Annotated in this window: 14 protein-coding genes and 2 pseudogenes; 11 read left to right on the plus strand and 5 right to left on the minus strand. The window is 58.5% G+C overall.

Going from position 1 to position 20444, the window contains the following annotated elements:
• Positions 1–205 precede the first annotated feature (205 nt).
• The 7 genes and pseudogenes from Q8N00_01410 to Q8N00_01440 all read left to right on the plus strand — a co-directional run bounded on the left by Q8N00_01410 (position 206) and on the right by Q8N00_01440 (position 9624).
• Positions 206–3380: pseudogene (locus Q8N00_01410) on the plus strand (efflux RND transporter permease subunit).
• Positions 3381–4640: an efflux RND transporter periplasmic adaptor subunit gene (locus Q8N00_01415; protein MDP2381441.1), complete on the plus strand. Its 1260-nt coding sequence runs from the start codon at positions 3381–3383 to the stop codon at positions 4638–4640.
• A complete protein-coding gene (locus Q8N00_01420; protein ID MDP2381442.1) occupies positions 4637–6280 on the plus strand; it encodes an efflux transporter outer membrane subunit in 1644 nt (547 codons plus the stop codon). The genes Q8N00_01415 and Q8N00_01420 overlap by 4 nt, the downstream gene beginning before the upstream one ends.
• A gap of 107 nt (positions 6281–6387) precedes the next feature.
• Positions 6388–6684, plus strand: coding sequence for a hypothetical protein (locus Q8N00_01425; GenBank protein ID MDP2381443.1), 297 nt, complete (start codon positions 6388–6390; stop codon positions 6682–6684).
• A 317-nt stretch (positions 6685–7001) separates the two neighbouring features.
• Positions 7002–7220, plus strand: a pseudogene (locus tag Q8N00_01430) (hypothetical protein).
• Between the two features lie 168 nt (positions 7221–7388).
• Positions 7389–8291 (plus strand): carboxypeptidase-like regulatory domain-containing protein, encoded by a 903-nt coding sequence (locus tag Q8N00_01435; GenBank protein MDP2381444.1) that lies wholly within the window; start codon positions 7389–7391, stop codon positions 8289–8291.
• Positions 8292–8589: 298 nt separating this feature from the next.
• A complete protein-coding gene (locus tag Q8N00_01440) occupies positions 8590–9624 on the plus strand; it encodes a DUF21 domain-containing protein (GenBank protein ID MDP2381445.1) in 1035 nt (344 codons plus the stop codon).
• A gap of 67 nt (positions 9625–9691) precedes the next feature.
• Here the strand turns inward: Q8N00_01440 and mgtE are convergent, their stop codons facing one another.
• The 3 genes from mgtE to Q8N00_01455 are packed head-to-tail and all read right to left on the minus strand — an operon-like array spanning position 9692 to position 12689.
• Positions 9692–10987, minus strand: a complete 1296-nt coding sequence (gene mgtE / locus Q8N00_01445) for a magnesium transporter (GenBank protein MDP2381446.1) — start codon at positions 10985–10987, stop codon at positions 9692–9694.
• On the minus strand, positions 10962–11855 hold the full coding sequence (locus tag Q8N00_01450) for a CBS domain-containing protein (protein ID MDP2381447.1): 894 nt from the start codon (positions 11853–11855) through the stop codon (positions 10962–10964). Before Q8N00_01450 ends, mgtE begins: the two co-directional genes overlap by 26 nt.
• Positions 11856–11858: 3 nt before the next feature.
• The gene (locus Q8N00_01455) at positions 11859–12689 is read right to left on the minus strand and encodes a mechanosensitive ion channel (protein ID MDP2381448.1); all 831 of its coding nucleotides are present in this window, start codon (positions 12687–12689) and stop codon (positions 11859–11861) included.
• A gap of 369 nt (positions 12690–13058) precedes the next feature.
• Between Q8N00_01455 and Q8N00_01460 the strand changes: the two genes are divergently transcribed.
• The 4 genes from Q8N00_01460 to Q8N00_01475 are packed head-to-tail and all read left to right on the plus strand — an operon-like array spanning position 13059 to position 17271.
• Positions 13059–14342, plus strand: coding sequence for an ABC transporter substrate-binding protein (locus Q8N00_01460; GenBank protein ID MDP2381449.1), 1284 nt, complete (start codon positions 13059–13061; stop codon positions 14340–14342).
• Positions 14339–15277, plus strand: coding sequence for a sugar ABC transporter permease (locus tag Q8N00_01465; protein ID MDP2381450.1), 939 nt, complete (start codon positions 14339–14341; stop codon positions 15275–15277). Before Q8N00_01460 ends, Q8N00_01465 begins: the two co-directional genes overlap by 4 nt.
• Positions 15277–16137 carry a carbohydrate ABC transporter permease gene (locus Q8N00_01470; GenBank protein ID MDP2381451.1) on the plus strand — a complete coding sequence of 287 codons (861 nt, stop codon included), beginning with the start codon at positions 15277–15279 and terminating at the stop codon, positions 16135–16137. The genes Q8N00_01465 and Q8N00_01470 overlap by 1 nt, the downstream gene beginning before the upstream one ends.
• A 6-nt stretch (positions 16138–16143) precedes the next feature.
• Positions 16144–17271 (plus strand): ABC transporter ATP-binding protein, encoded by a 1128-nt coding sequence (locus tag Q8N00_01475; protein MDP2381452.1) that lies wholly within the window; start codon positions 16144–16146, stop codon positions 17269–17271.
• Positions 17272–17284: 13 nt separating this feature from the next.
• On the opposite strand, the gene glgX is transcribed toward Q8N00_01475, so the two are convergent.
• Together glgX and Q8N00_01485 are read right to left on the minus strand one after the other, a co-directional pair.
• Positions 17285–19426, minus strand: a complete 2142-nt coding sequence (gene glgX, locus Q8N00_01480) for a glycogen debranching protein GlgX (GenBank protein MDP2381453.1) — start codon at positions 19424–19426, stop codon at positions 17285–17287.
• A complete protein-coding gene (locus Q8N00_01485) occupies positions 19423–20328 on the minus strand; it encodes a mechanosensitive ion channel (protein MDP2381454.1) in 906 nt (301 codons plus the stop codon). Before Q8N00_01485 ends, glgX begins: the two co-directional genes overlap by 4 nt.
• Positions 20329–20444 lie beyond the last annotated feature (116 nt).

Genomic DNA, 20444 nt, shown 5'->3' on the forward strand with positions numbered 1-20444 from the left:
GGCTACCGGACTTGGTCCGATAGATCAGTCAACGGTTATTATCCTAATAAATTATGCACCTTCGTCCAGTTCACGCTCGCGTGTCGGATGAATATGATGAGTGGTAAGGACCTTGCACTATGAGGCCTTGTCTTGATCAGAACCGGTTTTATTCAAGCGGGGCGCATATGACCGTACATCAACCGACTTTTAAGGGGCCTTTCGCATGAATCAGCTTGTCCTCATCGCCCTGAAACGGCCCTATACCTTCGTCGTTATGTCCATCCTGATCGTGCTGATGGGCACCCTGACGGTGCGTCACATGCCGACTGACGTCTTCCCGAATATCACGATTCCCGTCACCTCTGTGGTCTGGATTTATAACGGTATGCTGCCGCAGCAAGTGGAAGGGCGCATCACATATCTATTCGAACGCTTCCTGACCTCGACGGTCGAAGGCATCAAGTACATCCACAGTCATTCCTACTTTGGTAGCAGCATCACCAATATTTATCTTCAGGATGGAGTCGACGTGGGCAGGGCCGAAGCGGATATTGTGGGCATTGCGCAGAATGTCGTCAAGGCGCTGCCGCCGGATATTTCCCCGCCCATGGTTATGCGCCTCGCGCCATCCTCGATACCGGTGGCCATGCTCCAAATTAGCTCCGACAACATGACGCCAGCAGAGCTCTATAATCTCGCCTACATGCGTATCCGCCCCCTGCTGGTGACGGTGCCTGGGATCGTCCTGCCGCACCCATACGGAGGCCAGGACATGCAGGTTATGGTGAACCTTGATCAACAGAAATTGCTTGCTCGTAACCTGACGCCAGCGGATATTCACGATGTGCTCACGCGGCAATATCTCGTGCTGCCGTCCGGGGACGTCAAGATCAAGGAGACCGACTGGATCGTCATGACGAATGCCTCACCTCTGAAAATTGACCATTTCAACGATATTCCGATCAAGCGGGAAGGCAACGCGTTCGTGTACTTGCGCGATGTCGCGACCGTACGTCTCATGGGCCGAGTGCAACAGAACGCGGTGCTGGTGAAGGGCAAACAGACTGTCATCATCGTCGCCATGAAGAGCACAGAGGCCTCGACTCTGGACGTTGTGGCTGGGATCAAGAAGATGATCCCGCGTGCCGAGCAAGTCTCTCCGGAGGGCGTGCAGGTTAAGCTCCTCGACGACGCCTCGACCTTCGTGAAGGATTCGATTTCTGACGTCCTGCATGAAATGCTGATGGCCGGTGCGTTGGTCGGCCTTATCGTGCTGTTGCTGCTCGGCTCATGGCGAGCCACGGTCATCGTCTGGACCTCGATCCCTCTGTCCATTTTGGTCGCCATCATCGGTCTGCATCTGCTCGAAGAGACGATCAACGTCATGACCTTGGGGGGGTTGGCGCTGGCCGTCGGCATCTTGGTCGACGACGCGACCGTGATGATCGAAAATATCGATCGCCATATCGAGATGGGGAAGCCGCTTGAGCAGGCCATCGTCGATGCCGCCAATCAGATCGTCGTCCCGACGCTCGTCGCCACCCTCTGTATCGCGATCGTCTGGCTCCCGCTCTTCCAGCTTGGCGGTGTCGCAGGCTACCTGTTCAAACCCATGGCGGAGGCGGTCATCATCGCGATGCTGGCTTCTTTTATCTTGTCGCGCACCTTGGTGCCGACGATGGCGAAATATATGCTAAAGGGGCACCATGTCGAAGTTGCATGAGCCTCAGAGGCAGCTCGGCGCGGGGCCCTCGCCGAACGTCTTTGTCCTATTTCAGAAGGGGTTCGAACGCGGCTTTAATCGGTTCCGCGAGCGCTACGGTCTGCTGCTCGAAGAGGCGATCGTGCACCGCAACACCTTCGTCATGATCGCTCTGGCCATCGCGGTGGCCTCGCTGTCCCTCTTTTTCTTCCTCGGGCGCGATTACTTTCCCGAGATCAGATCGGGGATCATGACGATGCATATGCGGGCGCCCCTCGGGACACGCATCGAGGTGTCAGGACGCATTGCCACTCTTGTCTCCAACAGCATCGAGGAGTTGCTGGCCGGTCAGGTCGAACATATCGTCAGTAATTGCGGCCTCCCGGTCGGACCGCACAACCTCGCCTTCATTCCGACACCGACAATCGGCTCTCAGGACTGTGACCTGACGATCCTTCTGAAAGACGAAAAGTCTCCGGTGTGGGATTATCGTCGCATTCTCCGCAAGGGCCTGAAGGAGCGCTATCCGGGAACCGTCTTCACATTCCAGCCGTCCGATCTGACGGCGAAAATTCTCAACTTCGGCGCGCCTGCGCCGATCGACGTGCAGATCAGCGGGCCGGACATGTACCCCAATTTCGAGTTCGCCCGCACATTGGTAGGCAAGTTTCGCGAGATCCCCGGCGCTACGGATGTGGTGATCCAGCAGACGATGCGCACGCCGACTCTCATGGTCGAAGGCAACCGCTCGTTCGGACTGGGTGTCAACAGGACGCTGAAGGACATCGCCGACAATCTGATTATGACGACCGCCGGGAGCCAACAGGTTGACCAGGTCTATTGGCTCGATCCCAGTACCGGCATGTCGTACCTGATCAATGTCTATACGCCACAGTCGCAGGTCAACAGCCTGAACAGTCTCAAGACCATCCCGGTCGAGTCCTCGGGCAATTCTTCGAAGGAGGGGGTGCAGCTTCTCGGAAATTTAGCCGATATTTCTGCGGAGGGAACGCCGGGCGTGATCACGCATGGAAACATTATGCCGCTGTTCAATATCTATATCTCCGCCGAAGGGCGCGACCTCGGCGGTGTGCTGGCGGATGTCGAAAAGGTTGCCGAGAGCATGGAAGGCGCGTTGCCCCGCAGCGCCAAGCTCAGCATCCATGGGCAGGCCTCATTGATGCACGATGCCTATTCCCAGCTGATCTTCGGACTGCTTGCCGCAATCGTGCTGGTCTATCTGCTGATTGTCGTCAACTTCCAATCCTGGCTGGATCCCTTCATCATTATTACAGCCCTGCCAGGTGCGTTGGCAGGCATTGCATGGGCGTTGTTTTTGACCCATACGCGTCTGTCGGAGCCCGCACTGACGGGCGCCATTCTGACCATGGGCACAGCGACCGCCAATTCGATCCTCGTCGTCTCCTACGCCAGAGAGCGGCTTGAAGAGCATGGCGATGCGGTGCGGGCCGCGATCGAAGCGGGAACGACCCGCTTCCGTCCGGTGCTCATGACGGCTTCGGCCATGATCTTCGGGATGTTTCCCATGGCGACAGGGTATTCTACGAACGCGCCGCTGGGGCGCGCCGTCATCGGCGGCTTATTCGTTGCCACATTGTTCACTCTGTTCTTTGTGCCCTGTGTCTACGCTATTTTCTATACCAGGCGGTCTTTGCGTCAAAAAGGCATTGAATAAATGGGTACGATCTTGCGTGGAAGACTCTTTATCATCTCAGCAATCCTCATGTGTGTGCTCTACCTTGGCTATCGGGTGTATGAGAGCCAAAGTGACGCCGCGCTGTTGCGCGAGACAACGCTCGAAGACGCCATCCCTACGGTGGCGACCATCCATGCCACGCCGGTGGCGCCGACCGAAACCATTACGCTTCCCGGCAACGTTCAGGCTTGGTTCCAGGCGCCGATCTACGCGCAGGTCTCCGGCTATGTGAAGATGTGGTACAAGGACTACGGTGCGTTGGTGAAGAAGGGCGATATCCTCGCCGAAATCAACGCGCCGGCCCTCGACGCCCAGTATGCGCAGGCCAGAGCGGATCTGGAGTCGGTGCGGGCCATCTATGCCCTCGCCGACCTCACTGCGAAGCGTTGGCTGGCGCTCCGCAAAAACCATGCGGTCTCCGAGCAGTCGATTTCGGTGAAGGTGGCAGAGGCGAAAGCCGAATTGGCGAAGGTCCGGGCAGCAGAGCAGAATGTCAAGAACTTCGAGGCATTAATCCGGTTCAAAACTATTGTCGCGCCCTATGACGGGGTCGTGATCGTACGAAACATCAACGTCGGTGACTACGTCAATAAGGAAGGCACGATCAGTAGCCCCAGTTCGGTGGCCAATCTCTTTACTGTGGCCGACGTTAGCATGTTGCGTCTCTTTGTCTCCGTGCCGGAATCGTTCGGACCCTTTCTCCAACCTGGCCTGACGGCCGAGGTGACGGTGCCGCAGTTGCCCAATCGTCGGTTTACCGCCAAATTCCTGACCGTCGCCCGTGGATTCGACGTGAACACGCGCACCGCGATCACCGTCTTTACGATTGAAAACGAGGACCGGGCTCTCTGGCCAGGCTCCTACGCTCAGGTCTCGCTCACGGCGCCGGTTGACAGGAAGGTGGTCATGATCCCGTCCACCGCGCTGGTGTTTCAGGAGCATGGCACTGAAGTGGCGGTGGTATCGGAGGACGACGGCCGCGTCCACTTTAAACCGATCACCGTGAGCAAACTCCTCGACAGCGCCGTCGAAGTGGAAGAGGGGATTTCCGCGGGCGACCGCATCGTGAATAATCCGAATGCCGCGTTGCTCGAAGGGGACAAGGTACGCATCGTCACACCGGCACCCGGTTATGACCTCCATAAGACAGACATGCCTGCGCTGAAGGGCGCTCCCATGCCGAAGGACGCTCCCGCGCCACACGATGCGGCCGCATCAAAGGAATTACCTTCGCAATGACCGTCTCGATACGCCTAAATGGCAAGCGCTTAGGAACGAGTCCGGGCGGATCCCGCATCGTTCGCGCATGCACATGCATATGGCGCAACGGTCTCTTACTGCTACTGTGCAATTTGTCGGCGTGCAGTGACTGGTTGCCACATGTCGATCTGGCGCCGGACTATTCACCGCCTCAATACGTCGTTCCCGTCTCATGGCGTGGGTCGAGTCCGTTCGTCGAGGCTAAGCCGTCTGATGCCGAATTGCGGCTGGATTGGTGGACGGCGTACAACGATCCGGTCTTGAACCGGCTTGAAGAGCAGGCCATGGCGGCCAATCCGGATTTGCAGGCCGCCGCCGAGCGGTTTGTCCAGGCACGCGATATGATGATGAAGGCCCGCTCGCGCCGTATTCCTCAGGTCGGCCTGGGGTTCGGCCCATCGGACAACCGGCAATCAGACAATGCTCTGTTTCGTCCCCCTGGCATCCCGAACCAAGAATCGAGCGTGTCCGCCGGAGGGCTCGCGTCCTGGGAGCCGGATTTCTGGTCGGCGATTCGTAACGCGACGCGCGTGGAGACCTACCGTGCCGAAGAACGCGCCGCCGACTACGGACTTGCGCGTCTCAGCCTGCAGGCGGAAATCGGGGCGAATTATTTCACGCTCCGCGGCTACGACGCGCAGGCTGAAATTTATGCTCAATCGATCGATCTCTATACGCGGTCGCTCAACCTCGTCAAGGCCCAGTTCGCCGGCGCAATCGCATCGGCCCTCGACGTAGCCCGCGTGGAATCGCTGCTATTCACCACTGAGACGAAACTCGCCCAGATTGAAGGCCAACGCCAAGTGACGGAACAGGCGATTGCTATCCTCGTGAACATGGCGCCGGCCGGTTTTACCATTAAACCGATAGGTGAGCTTCGTGTGGCTAAATTTACGATTCCAGAGATGATTCCGTCAACCTTACTGGAGCGTCGGCCTGATATCGCCGGGATGGAGCGGCGGATGGCCCAGGCAAACCGCGCCATTGGGATTGCACGCGCCGCCTTTTACCCCGATGTGAAGTTCCGGATCGGCGGAGGGTTCGAAGATGCCGGCTTCAACCTGCTCTCGCTCGCCAATAGTTTCTGGTCCTACGGGTCCACTGTTTCGCTGCCGGTCTTCCAGGGCGGCTATCGTCGCGCCCAATTGCAGCAGGCCTGGTCGTCCTATCGCGAGACTGAAGATCAATACCGCTCGACGGTACTCAACGCCTTTCGCGAAGTCGAGAATAACCTGAGCCTCACGAATCGTCTCACCGTCGCGGCTGACCGGCAGGACGCCGCCGTCGGGGCCACGCTCAAGGCACAGAATCTCACGATGGAACTCTATCGGGGCGGACTGGCTTCCAGCCTTGAGCTCATTTATGCGCAGGTCGCCACGCTCACGGCGCGCATCGACTCAGTCCAGATCAAGGCAGAACTGCTGAGAAATTCAGTGGAGCTCATCCGCGCGCTTGGCGGAGGGTGGACTCGTGACCAATTGCCCGCTGACGAGCAGATCCAACCCTTCGATACGTTCCAATACACCGGCCTTGACAAACCACTGCCTGCGGGAGGAATCGATGTCAACGCGGACAATAATGCAAGGCATCATGATTTGACCAAGCCCTCGGTTCCTTGACTGTGGCCACAAAATTCAGTGTGAGTCTGTCGGTATCAGGAAATGATTGGTGTCGCTTCGACGCATCGTGAACGATAACGTTGCAAGGCATCGACAAGGAGACACGGATGACCAATGAGGAAAAAGCCGAGAAGATTCGCCAATGGAACGATCCGGAAGAGCGAGTCACGGTCAACTTCCATGATGAACAGGGCTTGAATGCGGAAGTAACAGGGTGTAGTGCCGAACTTGTGGATCTCTCCATCGAGACGCGCGTGACCCATATGAAGCAAAGAATTTCAGTCCCCCTAAGCCGAACAGAATTGTCAGAAGATTTGTCGCACTATACGCGGGATCCAGAGCGACCGCTGAAACATCGCCGACTGATGTTGGTTATAGATGATACGGGTCTTCCGATCATCTAGTAGCGGAGGAGGGGAGGCTGATGATCATGACGGTGTCGTTGGCACAGCAGTCTCTGGTTTCTCGATTTGATGCTAATAATCTTGTCGTGAGGTTGTTCTGCGTCAGGCAGGACAGATTGCCTTGTACTTGGTTAGCCGGATTGCCGTGAGCAGTCACGGGTGGTTTGAGACGTCTCTTGCGTAGCCCCAAGAGGATCTGCGCACATTCGATCTCGAGCGCAACCACACGATCATTCTCCAGTCGGCTGATGCGGCGCTGATGATCCTCAATCTTCCCTTCGTCCTCATCGGGGGCAGGGTAGCCCTTCGCGCAAGGAATTGTGTCGGGGGCGCAGCGTTCTCTGGCAGTCGTGGTGCTCGGTGGCCTCGTCGGTTCGACATTCCTGCCCCTTGTCGTCCTGCCAGTCTTATACCGGTGGATAGAAACCAGACGGTCAGAATCGTTCGAGTCGATCAGGCTGCTGCCGAAGGGGCGGAACGTCTATCAGGTCATTCGTTCCTGGCAGGAGTTTTTTCTGAATATTATGGTGGCATAAGTCTTTCAAGTGTGGTTCGATCATAAGAAGACAGGGTTTTCTCGAAATCGGTCTCCTCTGCGGGCTGGCGCAAAGGGTATTTTGTCCGGACGATTGGTTCTATTTACAGAGGAGGCAACAATGACAACAGTGATGCAGAGGTGCCTAGTCGTTATCTCTGCGGGGGTCATGAGTCTGGTTCTCGCGCAAGCGGCAAGAGCCTATGAAGAGATGCCTGTTGCCGAGGGCGGCACGCTGACAGGGACAGTCCGCCTCGACGGCAAGGTGCCTGGGCCGAAGGGGTACAACCTCACGACATTGCCGGATGCAATCTACTGCGGACGGATTTCCGATGGGCGAGGCTGGCGCTTGCTTCAGCCGTTTAATGTCGGACCGAACGGCGAGTTTCGACAAGTTGTGGTCCTGTTGGAGGATATTGAGAAAGGCAAGCCGTTCGGCACGTATCAGATGCCGCGAATCGAAGCGGTCGATTGCCGGTTTCAGCCGTTCGTCAATGTGGTGCGCAATCTTCACGATGTCGTCGTCGTCAATATGGACCCGGCCTTTCACGACATTCAAGCGTATGAAACTTCCCGCCTGGGGCCGCGGGTTCTCTTTAATGTTCCGCTGCCGATCAGTAAGCGCTATCCGAACGAGGTTGGCTTGAGCAACCATTTTCATAAGCACTACGAAGGCGTTCCTATGGTTCAGACGATCCGGATGACGAAGGACCGCCGAATTTTCACCATGCAGTGCGGGTTTCACGCCTATATGGAAAGTTGGGCGCTCGTGCTCGATCATCCGTACTATGCCGTGACGGATCAGGAGGGAAGATTTGAGATCGGGGATATCCCTCCCGGAACGTACAAGGCGACGATCTGGCATCCGTATCTGCATGATCCGTATGTGCAGACCGTCACGGTGAAGCCGAAGGAATCGGCGACCGCTGAGTTTACAGTCGCGGCTCCAACGGGACGTCTCTATGCCAATCAAATGGTGGAGGACGCTTTCGTTCGCTACACCATTACCGAAGACGTGCAGTCGCAAATCGTCCCTACGTTAGAGAAGCAATATCTCTCCGAAGACCGGTGATACGTCGAGCTTTTTCCTCATCAACCGATTTCGCACGGTCGCGGCAGCCTCCCCAGCAAATGTGCAGATGGAAACCGGAAGAGCGTCTCCAGATCTTGGAGGCGCTCTTCCGGCATCGTCTGCCCGGAGCATTGGTCCTGGTTGAGCCCGATAGACGACGCTGGCTTGTATCTCGAAATCCGAGGACCAGGCTCCTGTTCCTGGAAAACGACAACCGCCATTCGGAGTCCGCATGTGCCTGGCGCCTTCACGGAGAAAACAGTAGACTCTACGGCACTATGGAAGATGAGCAGCGGTCATGACCAGTGACCTATTGACGTGGATCGGCATCGCGGTGTGCCTGAGTCAATCGGCGCTCTTTTCCGGTTTGAATCTCGCGGTCTTCAGCCTGGGCCGGCTACGATTGGAAGCAGAGGCGGCGAGCGGCAGCTATCAGGCGCGGACCGTCCTGGCCTTGCGCAATCAGCCCAACGACATTCTGGCCACGATTCTCTGGGGCAACGTCGGCATCAACGTGCTGCTGACCCTGCTCTCGAACTCGGTGATGGCCGGGGTCAGCGCCTTCCTCTTTTCGACCATGATCATTACGATCCTCGGAGAAATCGTCCCGCAGGCCTACTGTTCACGCCACGCGGTACGGGTGGCGGCCTTTTTTTCCCCCATTCTCTGGGTCTACCGAATCCTGCTTTTCCCCGTCGTCAAACCCTCCGCAATGGTGTTGGATGCCTGGCTCGGCAAGGAAGCGATTGCCTATTATCGCGAGGCGGAGATCAAGGAACTTTTGCGCCTGCATATGTTGGACGCGAAGACGGAGGTCAGCCGTGTGGAGGCGATCGGCGCCTTGAATTTTTTGACGATCGACGACATTCCGATCGAGGAGGAAGGCGTGCCCGTAGCGCCCAGCAGCATTCTACGGGTGCCCCATCGAAATGGCCTGCCTGACTTTCCGGCGTTTCAAAAAAATCAGGATGATCCGTTTCTCCGTCGGGTGAATGCCGCGGGCAAACCCTGGGTCGTCATTGTGGACGAACAGGACGATCCAAAATTCATCCTGGATGCCGATGGGTTTCTGCGCCATGCGCTCTTGTCCAGTCAGGAGACGGACCCTGCCGTCTATTGCCATCGGCCCGTGATCGTCAGAGATCCCAAAGAGCCGCTGGGGAAAGTCGTGGGTCAACTCAGCTTCGATCGGCTGTCACCGGGAGATCACTTGATTGCCGATGACGCGATTCTGCTCTGGACGAAGGCCCCGCGTCTCGTGACCGGCGCAGACCTATTGGGACGTCTACTCAGAGGTATTGTGAAACGCACACGTACGGAATCAGAATTCTAAATGGCACAGAAGGATGATGCCCTAGGTTGCGTGAACCTGCCGACGATAGGCCATGCCCTTGGCTGGTCTATCCCAGGAGGTGAGAGAAGACCGTGGCCAGGCCGAGGAAGCTGAAGAACCCGACGATATCCGTCACGGTGGTGAGGATAATGGAGGACGATTGCGCAGGGTCCTGGTTGAGGGACTGCAGCACGATAGGAATGACGGCTCCGGAGAGCCCCGCGATACACATGGAGGCGACCATGGAGATCCCGATGACCATCGTGAGTCCAACGGAATGGCTCCACAAAAACACAGCGGCCGAGGTCGTTGTGGCAACGGCGATCCCGTTGAGGAGCGCAACGCCCCCCTCCTTGACGGTCACCCGCAACCACTGAGTCGGTCTGATGTCCCGCAGGGCCAGGCCCCGCATTACGACCGCCAGGGATTGCGCCCCGGTGTTACCGGATTGTCCGGCTACGACCGGCAGCAGGATGGCCAGGGCGGTAAATCTGGCAATCGTGTCTTCGAAAATGCCGACCACTAGTGCCGCCAAGAACGCCGTAACCAGATTGACTTGTAACCAGCCCAGCCGTTTGCGCACCGAAAATAACACCGGCGACAGTGCCCGTTCGTCTCGGCTCGCGCCGACCATGGTCTGGAGATCCGCGGTCGCGTCTTCTTGATTCGCTTTGATGATATCTTCGTTCTTGATCACGCCGAGCAGCCGTTCGTCGAGGTCGATGACTGGAATCGTCATGAACCGATGGGCAGCGAAGAGCTCGACGATTTGTTCGCGATCCTCCATCGGATGAATGCTGGGGATATCTCGCCGCATGACCGATTGCAGCCGTTCGTCGGGGTCGAGCAATAGCAGGTCTCGCACGGAGAGCATGCCGACGAGATGTCGGTGGCGATCGATGACATAAATGTCGTGCAGGTCTTTGGGCGCGCGCGTGCGCACATGGCGCACCGCCTCTTCCACCGTCAGGTCTTCGGGCAATGCGAATGCCCTGACGTCCATGAGGTTTCCGACCGAGTTGGCCGGATAGTCCATGAATACGCGAACCTCTTCAGCCAGCGGACTCGGGAGGCGTTGCAGGAGCGCCTTTCTCCGCCTTTTGTCCAGCCGCAATAGTAAATTGGCGATGTCGCCTGGGGAGAACGCCTGCAAGACCTCCATGCCGATCGCATCAGGCAGTCCCCTCAGGGCATCGGCGGTTACCGCGGGATTCATGGTGGATAACAGCTCTGCGATGGTTGCGGGTTTGGTATGGGCAAGCAAACGGACGATCTCTTCGGTGTCGAACGACTCTAGAAGTTGGCCGGCCTCTTGAGGATGATCGATGAAAAAGGCGTCATGGAGTTTGTGATGGAGTGCCATCGGTGGTCTCGCTTTCCTGTGGCAACAAGGGGGCTGCGTCTATCACGGTCGTTTCGACCGCCTGAGCCAAATCCGTCATGACACGAAGACCGGTCAAGGCATAGGCCTCCCACATCTGTAATAACGCATCGGGGAGCGACCCTGCCGTCTGCTGGACGGTGGATCGTCCCTCAATTTGGCGGAGGGTCCGGTACCGGAGCGCTCCGAGGAAGTGCTGTTCGCGGTCAACGACCGGGAGGGTGTGATAGAGCCGCCACTGAGGGTTTTGGAGCAATTCATCCTCTGTGGCCTCGGCCGAGACGGTTTCCAGTTGATCTTTCATAATGGTCGCGACGAGTTCGGTTGGATCAGCGACGACCAGTTCCTTTGTGGTGACCAGGCCGACGAGCACCCCATCCCGCTCGACCACGTACTGGTAGTAGGTGGCGCGTCGGGGATCGTGCTTGACTCGTTCCAGTGCGGCCGACACAGGAATATCCGGTGGCAACGTCACGACTCGGGGGTCAGCCAGGCTGGCAGCCGTGCTTTCAGGATAGGCGGCGCTCAATCTGAGACTTGGACCGACAGTCTGGTCCACAAGGGCGAGCAGGTCCCCCTGCACGGCCGGTTCAAATTGACGGAGGATGCCGATGGCGGCATGGGTCGGCAGCGCAGCAAGAATTGCAACGGCCTGATCCTGCGGCAGCAGGAGCAGCACGGAGGCAGCCTGGTCCGACGAAAATTGCTCTAGCACGGGTGCCGCGTCTTCCGCGGTGAAGCCACCCATCACGTCGGCGATGTCTTCAGTGGGCCACGTTTCCAACTGTTTGGCGGCGTCGAGGGGGTAGGCGTTGAAATAGGCCAGTGTCACACAAAGTTCTGCATCCATAGATCAACCGGATTTCTCGATAATGGCACTGGATTCCTGAAAGCGGCCGGCGGGGACGATGACACGGCCTCCCGGTGTATCGACGACGATGGCGACTGGCGTTAAGGCGACGATCTGTCCATGTACCTCATCGATGCGAATCGTCTGTCCAACACGGAAAACCGGTTGGAGATAATGTGCCGCGATCAGATTGGATACGGCGCCGCGCGCCCCCAGTCCGAACGACAGGGCAGCCCCCGCGATCAATCCGCCGAAGGCGATCATGATTGTGCTGTTCAGGAGCGTCGTATCGATTCCCAGTTCGTTGATGGCGGTCACGAAGACGACCAAGATCGCGGCAACGTAAAATGTTTGAGACACGACCGCGCCCTGGGAGACGCCAGCCGATGTGCAGGCCAGGCTGATCACGTCTTTGATGTAGCTGGCCGCCAGCATGCCCAATACGATAATCAGGATCGAGATGCCGATTTTCGGCAGATAGAAGGCGAACGCGGTCAGGGCCCCCGAGACCGCCGAGAGGCCGATCGCTTCCGTTGCCGAGATACCGAAGAGCAGGAAGATCAGCCAGAACATGAGAAATCCCAGGATGTCGGCGCTGGTTTTGTTGGATGCGGCTTTGTCCAAGAGACTCTGGATCGGCGTTCTGGCGAGCAACCGATTGAAGCCGAGCACTTTCAAGAGCGCCGCGGTGGCCGCTCCGACCATGCGTGCCAGCAGATATCCAGCCACCAGCAACAGCAGGGCCCCGAGCAGCTTGGGAAAGAAGGCCACGATGATGGCTACGCTGTGTTCTGCGGACTCTCGGAACGTGTCAAACCAGTCGGACGGATTCACAGGTGTTCCCTTTCACGCGTCGAAGGATTTTCCCCACACGTATTGTCGATACAGTGGGCATTATGCCTGAGTGATGCGTCTTACGCAGTAGCTTATTCTAACAAGATGATGGATTCCTCAAGACGCAGATGGGCACTGGTCGCTCAGCGTCGCTGAGAAACCCTCATTAGATTCCATACCGTAAGGCCTGGCGTCAATGCACGGATGAGACGTGCAGCATGATGCCCGATGTGCACGAACTATCTGTCAATTGCTCCTGGCCCTGGACTGAAGATGTAAGAGGTGTTCGAGCGTCAAGATTTTCACTGGGATAAGCCTGTGGAAGCTGTCATGCTTGCGATGAGGATTACGCGGTCCATAAGAAAGAATATGATGCATGTGATCGTCATTCTTATCGTCTGTGCGGTGCTGGGGTTCGGCTGCACACCGGCGGAGGATCGACTTGATCATGCGAGAGTCGTGCTCGTGTTCAAGCACGGAAAACTCTCCAGCGACGGGGCGACTCTCTCCGCACTCCTCCGCGAGTTTGAGCGGCGCCATCCCGGTGTGGCCGTGCGGGAGGAACTGCTCCCGTCCTCGTCCGACCGACAACATCAATACTATGCCATGAATCTCGACGGAGGCCAGGCCCCGTTCGACCTGCTCGGCGTCGACACGATCTGGGTGCAGGAATTTGCACGGGCCGGGTGGATTGCTTCTCTCGACAGGCTCCTCCCTCCAGCGGAGCGAGAGCAGTTCTTCCCAGGGCCGATCCAGGCGGCCACGTTCGGAGGACAGCTCTACGCCGTGCCCTGGTATATCGATGCAGGGGTGCTCTATTACCGGCGTGATCTACTGGAACGTCATGGACTGGCTCCGCCGACAACTTGGCCGGACCTTGTCCGATCCGCCGAGCTGGTTCTTGATGCCGAACAGGAGGCCGGGCTCGTGGGGTTCCTTTGGCAAGGGAAACAATATGAGGGACTGATCTGCCTCGCGCTGGAAGTGCTTCGTAGCAACGGTTCAGATCTGTGGGACGGGGATCGAGCGCGGGCGGAAGCAGGCCTGCAGTTTTTGCGCGACACAGTCGCAGGACATCGGATCACGCCACTCTCCGTCAGCATGGCCGATGAAGAATCGACGCGTCTGGTATTCGGGTCCGGGCGCGCGCTGTTCATGCGCAACTGGCCCTATGCCTGGCCCCTATTCCAACGTGAAGGCTCGCCGGTTCGAGGGAAGGTGGGGATCGTGCCGCTTCCGTCCTTTCCGGGCTATGCCAGCGCACCAGTGCTGGGCGGGTGGTTACTCGCCATGCCGCAAGGATCCGCCCATCCACAGGAAGCAGGTGAGCTGATTCGCTTCTTGACCTCGCCCGACGCGCAGCGCATGGCCGCTTTGGAATGGGGATATAACCCTACACGCCTGGCCCTCTATCGCGACGCAACGTTGGTCGGGGCTCGGCCTCTGCTGAAAGATTTGTATCCTATCTTTCTGGAGGCACGGCCTCGCCCGGTCTCGCCCTACTATCTGATGTTGTCCCAAGCGGTGCAACCGGAAGTCAGTGCCGTCGTGGTCGGACGGAAAACCCCGCGCGAGGCGCTCGAAGCCGCGCGTCGTCAGGTGAGAAGGATCGTGGGGAGTCGCGACCTGTCGGTCGCAACGGAAGGCCTATGACCGGACAGCCTGTTACTGGAACGAGTCACGCGAAGGGCCGAGTTCGGTTATCCGAACGGGCATGGGGATATCTGCTGGCGAGCCCCGCATTCCTCTTGGTCGGTCTGATCGCCGTCGCTCCCATCGCGGCGGCGCTCTGGCTGAGCCTGCACCGTCGCTTGCCGACCTTCGGGGTGGATGAGTTTGTGGGGGCCTGGAACTATCTCCAACTCTGGAGCGACGACCGTTTCTGGGCCGCCTGCCGGACGACGCTGTATTTCACCGCTCTGTCGGTATCGGCTGAACTGCTGCTAGGTTTCGGGCTGGCGCTGCTGTTGGATAGCCTGACTAGCGGCTCAGGCAGGTCGCCGCGTTGGGCCCAGGTAATGATCGTCGTGCCCTGGGCGATTCCGACCGTCGTGTCGGCCCAGATCTGGGCCTGGATGTATCAGCCGGATTACGGGCTGCTGAATTATCTGCTCCATCAAGTGCACCTGATTACCCAGCCCATCGACTGGCTGGCGGACCCTGACTGGGCGATTCATGCGGCGGTCGTGATGGACGTCTGGAAAACTGCGCCGTTTGCCGCGCTGTTACTCTTGGCCGGATTGAAAACGGTTCCACGGGATCTCTACGCGGCCGCACGGGTCGATGGGGCGGGGGCCTGGCAACAGTTTCGCCACATCACGTTGCCGCTCCTGATGCCAGTCGTCGTGATCGTGCTCGTATTCCGCACGATGGATGCGGTTCGGGTGTTCGACGCGGTCTATGTGTTGACCGGCGGCGGCCCCGGCAACAGTACCGAAACCCTATCGATCTACGCGTACAAGACTCTGTTTCAAACGCTACAGTTCGGGTACGGGTCGACGCTGGCCACGGCGATGTTTCTGATCGTCGCGGCCCTTTCGTCCCTCTACCTCCTGTTGTTGCGTCGGCATTTGCAGGAGGCGACCTAATGGGTCTTGCCTGGGAGAAGGGGCGGCACGGCCTGTTTCACTGGTTTCGCACCCGTGGACTGGCGCTCTGCGTCGTCGCGTTGGCCGCCTTGTTCTGTCTGGGGCCGGTGCTCTGGCAGGCAGTGACGTCCATTAAGCCGGATCAGGATATCGTGCGACTCCCGCCGCTGTTTCCTGAGCGGGCAACCGCGGACCATTATGAACGAGTCCTGCTCCAGTCGTCGCTGGCGCAGTCTCTGGTCAATAGCGCGGTGGTGGCGAGCAGCGCGACGGCGGTGGCCCTTGTGGTCGGAGGATTGTGCGCCTTCACGTTAGCGCGTTTGCCGATTGCCGGTAAGCCGTTGATTCTCGGCCTCGTCCTTGCGACGTCGATGTTCCCTCCCATCGCCGTCATCAGTCCGTTGTATCTCTTGATGCGCGGTCTCGGCTTGAGGGACACGTTGATTGCGGTGGGGTTGACCCATGCGGTCTATGCGCTGCCTCTGGCCATTTGGATCCTGACAAGTTTTTTCCGACAACTGCCGGGGGAACTCTATTACGCCGCGCGCGTCGACGGGTGTACGCCTTTGCGGGCCCTCTGGTCGGTGTTCTTACCGCTGGCGCGTCCGGGGCTGGCTGTGGCAGGGCTGTTGGTGTTCATCTTCTCGTGGAACGAGTTCATGTTCGCCTTGACCCTCACGGCGAGCGATGCCACGCGCACGGCGCCGGTAGCGGTGGCGTTGTTTCCCGGTCTGTACGAAATTCCATGGGGCGATATCGCCGCCGCGTCTCTCATTGTGACTCTGCCGGTAGCAGGACTGGCGGCTCTGTTTCAACGTCACATTGTAGCGGGGTTGACGGCCGGCAGCGTGAAGGGATAGGAGCTAATGGCGGAAGTACGAGTCGAGCATCTATGCAAACAGTTTGGGACGACGACCGTCCTGCCTGATGTGACCCTGACCATTCGGGACGGCGAGTTTTTTACGATCGTCGGACCATCTGGCTGCGGGAAATCCACACTCCTTCAGCTCCTCGCTGGACTGGACCGCCCGACATCAGGACGCATCCTGTTCGATGGCGTGGACGTGACGAGCTTGGAACCGCGTGAACGGGACGTGGCCCTGGTGTTTCAAAGCTATGCCCTCTATCCGCACATGACCGTGCGTGGCAATCTCGCATTTCCGCTTCGCGTGACGAGACGCAAGACCGGTCTCGATCGGCCGCGCATCGAAGCCGAAGTGCAACGGGTGGCCGGATTGCTGGGCCTGGAGTCGTTGCTCGATCGATGGCCGCGGGAACTCTCCGGCGGCCAACGTCAACGGGTGGCGTTGGGCCGTGCGTTGATCAGACAGCCACGGTTGTTTTTGTTGGATGAGCCGCTCTCCAACCTCGATGCGCAATTGCGGGCTGTCATGCGCGCGGAACTGCGCCGTCTCCATGACCGACTCGGAACGACGATGATCTATGTGACGCATGATCAGACCGAGGCCATGACGCTGGCAGATCGAGTCGCGGTGCTGGATCGGGGCGTCGTGCAACAGATCGGGCCGCCGCAAGCGCTCTACGATCATCCCAGCAATCTGTTCGTTGCTCGATTCCTCGGCCATCCGGCGATCAATATTCTTGAGGGTAAGGCTTGTGCCGGTCGACTGCACGTGGGGACGACAGAATTGCCATTGTCTGCTGTGGAGGGTGGAGACAGGCTTCGCGATGGCATGCGGATGACCGTGGGTATTCGTCCCGAGCATGTACGGGTCATGTCAGGAAACCGTTCTGATACGGTGCCACATGAAGTAGGGCCACAGATCGCTGGCGTGGTGCGGCTTCTCGAATATACCGGAAGCCAGACCTGGGGGATCGTCGAGGTCGATCAACCCGGCAAAGCCACGATCATGATCGGCGCCGTTCCGGCCGGAGAATTATTGCGGCCCGGTCAACCGGTTTCAGTCCATCTCACAGGAGGCCCGCATCATCTCTTCGACCGCGACACCGGTATGCGTCTGGGAGACGCATAATTCGCGAAGACTGTCACTGCGTGTCGTCGAGCTTCAGGACGGCGATCGATCGGGATTCAAGCTCATACTGCTCGCCTCCCTTGAGCATAATGACCGTTTTTTCATTATCGGCGGTGATGCTGGTATCCAGGAGGGGTTGCCACCGGATCCCGCGTTTGTGGGCCGGTAGGGTAAAGGTGATCGAGGTATGGTCGGCATTGAGTAAGATGAGCAAGGTGTCGTCGATGATGGCCCGCCCTTTCTCGTCCGTTTCGCCGATCGCGTCGCCTGCCAGCCGGAACGCTAATGATTTTGCGTAGCCGGCGTTCCAATCGTCGTCGGTCATTTCTTTTCCATCTGGCTTGAGCCACGAAAGGTCCTTCACTTCCGATCCGCGGATGTGGCGGCCCTGGAAAAAACGGCGTCGGCGAAGGACCGGATGTTTATTGCGAAAGGCAATGAGGCTTCGCGTGAACTCCAGCAGTTGGCGACGCTCGTGATCCAGATTCCAGTCAAACCAACTGATATTGCTGTCCTGGCAATAGGCGTTATTGTTGCCCCTCTGGGTGCGGCCGATTTCGTCGCCGCCGCAGAGCATGGGGACGCCCTGCGACAGGAAGAGTAGGGTCAGGAAGTTCCGCTGCTGGCGCCCACGTAATTGGTTGATGGCAACATCCTGCGTCGGCCCTTCGATCCCGCAATTCCAGCTGGCATTATCGTCGGTTCCGTCCCGGTTCTGTTCTCCGTTTGCGTCGTTGTGTTTCTGGTCGTAGGAGACGAGATCGCGGAGGGTAAATCCGTCGTGCGCGGTAATGAAATTGACGCTGGCAAAAGGGCGGCGACCGCTCATGCTATAGAGGTCGCTGCTGCCTGTCAGTCGATAGGCCCATTCGGCGACTTGGCCGCCGTCGCCTTTGACGTACCGGCGGATCGTGTCCCGATACTTGCCGTTCCATTCAGCCCAGCCCACCGGAAAGTTTCCGACTTGATAGCCCCCTTCCCCGACGTCCCACGGTTCCGCGATCAGCTTGACCTGCGACAGAATGGGATCTTGATGGAGAATATCGAAGAAGGCGCTCAGGCGATCCACGGCATGGAGCTCACGCGCGAGGGCAGAGGCCAGGTCGAAGCGAAAGCCATCCACATGCATCTCCGTGACCCAGTAGCGCAGGCTGTCCATAATCAGTTGAAGGGTGCGTGGATGTGTGGCGTTGAGTGTGTTGCCGCAGCCGGTGTAGTCCATGTAATGCCGCTTGTCCTGTTGGACCAGCCGGTAGTACGACGCGTTGTCGATGCCCCTGAAGCAGAGGGTGGGCCCCAGTTGATTGCCTTCCGCCGTATGGTTGTACACCACGTCGAGGATGACCTCGATGCCTGCGCTATGCAGTGTCTTGACCATCGTTTTGAATTCCCGCACATGCCGGCCGCGGACGGGAGAGATGGCATAACGAATGTCGGGGGCAAAGAATCCGATCGTGTTGTACCCCCAATAATTGATGAGTCCGCTATCGGCCAGGTGCTTGTCGCGCACGAAGTGATGGATCGGGAGCAACTCGACCGCGGTGACCCCCAGCCCGACCAAATGGTCGATGACGGCGGGAGTCGTGAGGCCCGCGTAGGTCCCTCGCATTTGTTCGGGGACGTCGGGATGGCTCGCGGTGAAGCTCTTGACGTGCATTTCGTAAATGACGGTTTTATCCCATGGGGTCTTGAGCAGGCGGTCGCCGCCCCACGTGAAGGCTTGATCTACGACGACACACTTGGGAATATTGCCGGCGTTGTTTCTAGTGTCGAAGGAGAGGTCGGCCGTGGGATCGCCGATACGATAGCCGAACATGGCGTCGGACCATTCGATAGTTCCTGCAATGGATTTCGCGTAGGGGTCGATCAGCAGTTTATGCGGATTGAACCGATGTCCCTCATGTGGCGCATAGGGGCCGTGGACCCGGTATCCGTAATGTTGCCCAGGCCAGAGGCCAGGGATATACACGTGCCAGACCTGATCGGTGCGTTCTTCGACGCGGACACGATGTGATTCTTTGACGTGTTCAGGCCCGTCGAAGAGGCAGAGCTCCACGCCTGTGGCATTTTCGGAAAAGAGGGCGAAGTTGACGCCTTCACCGTCCCACGTCGCGCCGAGCGGGTAGGGGGTGCCTGGCCAGACTCTCATGCTCATGACTCTTCCTTCCATGTTCGCGCTGCCGGATAGCGCACCAGGGTCAGCGCCGGGGACGCGATCTCGATTCCGGCTGCTGCCAAGGCCTTGAGCGCCTTGACCTGTAATTGGTGTTTCACCGTGCGTCTCGACCGGGCATGGACCACGTAGCGTAATGTGCACGCGACCCAATGTTCTGTGAGGGAGATATAGGCTTGCGCCTGCGTCTCCGGCGATCCGATGAGTGACATGCCGGGCAATTGCTGGAGTGCGGCCTTCGCGGGAGCCGCGACCTCGTTCATATAGTCGGCCACTGATGCAAGGATTGTGGGCTGTGCCTCTTCCCAGCGGGGCCCGTACGAGATCGGTACGGTGAACTCATCCCAGATGTACGGAGCCCCTTGGGTGTAATTGAAGACAGGATCTTTGAAGACGGCGGCGTTCGATACTGCGACCACCCGGCCCGTGAGTTGATCGGCCTGGACCCAGTTTCCGATTTCCAAGAGCGAGGTGCGAAGGATTCCCACATCCGTGACGTCACCGATGACTCCACCAAGTTGTACGCGATCACCTACCTTGTAGAGATTCGACGACACGATTAATGCCCAGCCCGCCATGCTGACGATGACCGGAGACAGCGCAATGGCCAATCCCGCCCCCGTCGCTCCAAGGACGAGCAGCAACCCTTGAAGGCGTTGGGCCCAGATGCCCAGTACGGTTAGCAGGAAGATACTGATCGCCGTGTACCGGATGACTTTCCGAATCGTATAGCGCCAATGTTCGTCCGTGACGGCGCGCTCTGCCGCCCATTCCCCCAAGCGGATGGCCGTGACAATGGCAATGATCAGGACTGCGGTGTAGATGAGCCGCTCATCCACCTCTTTCACCCAATCAAGCCAAGGCAGCGTGCGCGTGACATCCATGACATATCAATCCCTTCTGCTGAACTCATACGGCTCTTTCCTGCCTTATGCAAGGGGGAATTTCCCATTCACCTCCGTCTTGTGTAAGGAGTACGCCTCCCCTAATGTGGGAGGAA

This window comes from Nitrospirota bacterium (assembly GCA_030684575.1).
GTDB lineage: Bacteria > Nitrospirota > Nitrospiria > Nitrospirales > Nitrospiraceae > Palsa-1315.

Coding starts and splice junctions, on each gene's coding strand:
- mgtE (MDP2381446.1), bottom strand. CDS start 10,987: ATGGCACTCCATCACAAACTCCATGACGCCTTTTTCATCGATCATCCT.
- Q8N00_01420 (MDP2381442.1), top strand. CDS start 4,637: ATGACCGTCTCGATACGCCTAAATGGCAAGCGCTTAGGAACGAGTCCG.
- Q8N00_01435 (MDP2381444.1), top strand. CDS start 7,389: ATGAGTCTGGTTCTCGCGCAAGCGGCAAGAGCCTATGAAGAGATGCCT.
- Q8N00_01460 (MDP2381449.1), top strand. CDS start 13,059: ATGATGCATGTGATCGTCATTCTTATCGTCTGTGCGGTGCTGGGGTTC.
- Q8N00_01415 (MDP2381441.1), top strand. CDS start 3,381: ATGGGTACGATCTTGCGTGGAAGACTCTTTATCATCTCAGCAATCCTC.
- Q8N00_01470 (MDP2381451.1), top strand. CDS start 15,277: ATGGGTCTTGCCTGGGAGAAGGGGCGGCACGGCCTGTTTCACTGGTTT.
- Q8N00_01450 (MDP2381447.1), bottom strand. CDS start 11,855: ATGGATGCAGAACTTTGTGTGACACTGGCCTATTTCAACGCCTACCCC.
- glgX (MDP2381453.1), bottom strand. CDS start 19,426: ATGAGCATGAGAGTCTGGCCAGGCACCCCCTACCCGCTCGGCGCGACG.
- Q8N00_01465 (MDP2381450.1), top strand. CDS start 14,339: ATGACCGGACAGCCTGTTACTGGAACGAGTCACGCGAAGGGCCGAGTT.
- Q8N00_01425 (MDP2381443.1), top strand. CDS start 6,388: ATGACCAATGAGGAAAAAGCCGAGAAGATTCGCCAATGGAACGATCCG.
- Q8N00_01485 (MDP2381454.1), bottom strand. CDS start 20,328: ATGGATGTCACGCGCACGCTGCCTTGGCTTGATTGGGTGAAAGAGGTG.
- Q8N00_01440 (MDP2381445.1), top strand. CDS start 8,590: ATGACCAGTGACCTATTGACGTGGATCGGCATCGCGGTGTGCCTGAGT.
- Q8N00_01475 (MDP2381452.1), top strand. CDS start 16,144: ATGGCGGAAGTACGAGTCGAGCATCTATGCAAACAGTTTGGGACGACG.